Raw genomic sequence first — 2,221 nt, 5'->3', positions numbered from 1 at the left:
GTCCTGCAACATCACCGCCTGCTCGCGCAGTTATCGTTCGTTCCGCGCTTCCGACTGTACCTACCAACCCTATTATGGCGCTCGGCGTCTTTGCGAGAAATAGCCCAACCCGAATGTTAGTCGCCGCGACGAAGATGGGAAACCGCAGAAACCCGGCAGCGCGAAGCACAAATGCAGGAACGAGGGGTCTGGCAACAATATCTCCCGCCTTCGAGGCTTTCCGCTTTGCCACCGCATCGCCCCTTCAAGCGTCGGTTACGGGCACTGGGGGGTGGCGACCGCCTGAGGGGCAATTTCGGCGATCTTGGTACTTGGTCTAATCGCATACCTCGTTCGACCGGCGTCGGCCCGCATGATCGCCCTTAGATCGAACAGGCCGTGACGAACAATGACTGGGCTTCATCGCGAAGGCCGTCGCTGCCGCTGGCTGGCCAATGCATCCGCTCGCACCGCGATCTCAAGGATCGGCGATTTTGCCGTCCATGAGATGAATGCGCCGCCCCATACGGGCCGCCATATCGAGATCATGGGTGACGGCGATAACCGTCTTGCCGCGTTCGCGCACGAGCCCTTCGAGGATCGAAAAGACTTGCTCGGAATTTTGACTGTCGAGGCTTCCCGTCGGCTCGTCAGCAAGCAGGATGGGTGGATCATTCGCAAGCGAACGTGCAACAGCGACCCGCTGGCGTTGACCGCCGGATAGCTGATCTGGCCTCTTATCGATATGGCCGGCAAGGCCGAGCGATGCCAAGAGTTCTTCAGCCCGCGCCTGCATGGCCGACCGGCTCAAACGACCAAGCTTGCGCATCGGAATCTCGACGTTCTGCCGCGCCGTGAATTCTGGCAGGAGAAAATGGAACTGGAAGACGAAGCCCAGCATAGAGAGGCGGGTTTCGGCGCGTTCCCTTTGGTCCATCGGATCGGTATCTCTGCCACCAATCGAAAGCCTGCCGCTCGTCGGCTCGTCCAGCAGCCCCAACAGATAGAGCAGCGAAGACTTGCCGGAACCGGAAGGTCCAGTGATTGCAACGAATTCCCGCTCACCGATCGTCAAAGACACATCCTCGACCAGCGTTACCGGGACGGTTTCCGTCAGGATGCGTGTGAGGTTATTCGCTTCAATCAAGGCGCTCACGTCGCACCCCTTATGATATCCACCGGATTAAGGCCTGCAGCACGCCTAGCCGGGAGATAGCCGGCAAAAGCCGCCGAACTGAGCGCGAAACCTGAGGCGATCAGGTAATGCAGAATGCTCCAGGCAATCGGCAGGCGTGTCATTTCCTGGCCTGTCGCGGCAAGTTCGAAGCGCACCAGGGACAAGGCATAGACGAGCGCGAAGCCAAGCAGCCAACCGAGCGCCGAACCGCCGGCCCCGATGGCGACACCTTCGAGCAGAAACAGGCGCCGCATGTCCGCCTCGGCAAAACCGAGCGACTTCATGATGGCGATGTCGCGCGCCTTTTCATGCGTAATCGTCGAGATAATATTATAGATGCCAAATCCAGCGACCAGCATGATTGCTGCGACAACGGTGTACATGATGACATTGCGGATCACGAGCGCTTCGAGGAGCGATTCATTGGCCTCTTGCCAAGCCTCGGCCCTGTAGCCGAGTTCGGCCTCGATCCGGCGCGCCACCACCGGTGCGTCGTCGGGATTGGCAAGTTTGATGCGGATCTCATTGATGGCGTTGGTGCGCGCGCTCAGGATCTGCGCGTTCTTCAGCAGTACATAAGCTTCGCCCTCATCGCGGGCGGTCGTGCCGGTATGAAAAAGGCCAACGATCTTGAAATTGCGCGTGAGTCCCTCGGACGAAACCGCGGCAACTGTATCGTTCAGTCCGGCGCCGAGGCGTTTTGCCATCGTATCGCCGATCACGATATTGTTCCCGCCTGCCGCAAGGGCTCCGAAACTTCCCTCCACGAAATCGCCGATGATAGGCGAAACGCTGCGCTCGGCGACCGGGTCGATGCCGATCACCGATGCTCCGACCTCGCGGCTGGAGTAACGAATGACACCCTGCAGTTTCAGGTCTGGTGCAAGCCGGCCGGGTATCCATGCCTCGAGCCAGGAGCGCGCGGCAGTCGGATTGATGATGCCGCGGCGGTCCTCCCGCGGCCTCAGTCCGAAGATCTGCGTCGTATGGTATGCGGTTTCGGCAGGCTGCCGTCGCGCCGTTCGCTGCTCGTCATTGATCTCGACATGCGGCATTGTATCGATC

3 protein-coding genes are annotated in these 2,221 nt (G+C 59.9%); 1 reads left to right on the top strand and 2 read right to left on the bottom strand.

All coding sequences use genetic code 11. From position 1 onward, the window contains the following. The first annotated feature begins 10 nt into the window (after positions 1–10). Positions 11–103: a BA14K family protein gene (locus tag C9413_RS31400; protein WP_348648822.1), complete on the top strand. Its 93-nt coding sequence runs from the start codon at positions 11–13 to the stop codon at positions 101–103. A gap of 354 nt (positions 104–457) precedes the next feature. Here C9413_RS31400 and C9413_RS31395 read toward each other — a convergent pair whose 3' ends face one another. Next, on the bottom strand, positions 458–1,135 hold the full coding sequence (locus C9413_RS31395; RefSeq protein ID WP_040115529.1) for an ABC transporter ATP-binding protein: 678 nt from the start codon (positions 1,133–1,135) through the stop codon (positions 458–460). After that, a partial coding sequence (locus C9413_RS31390) for an ABC transporter permease (protein WP_170251437.1) occupies positions 1,132–2,221 on the bottom strand: 1,090 nt, incomplete at its 5' end. The genes C9413_RS31395 and C9413_RS31390, both read right to left, overlap by 4 nt.

This window comes from Rhizobium sp. SEMIA 4085 (genome assembly GCF_013004495.1).
GTDB lineage: Bacteria > Pseudomonadota > Alphaproteobacteria > Rhizobiales > Rhizobiaceae > Rhizobium > Rhizobium gallicum.
Note: the sequence above shows the minus strand (reverse complement) of the source record. Positions and strands in the feature narration are given on the sequence as shown.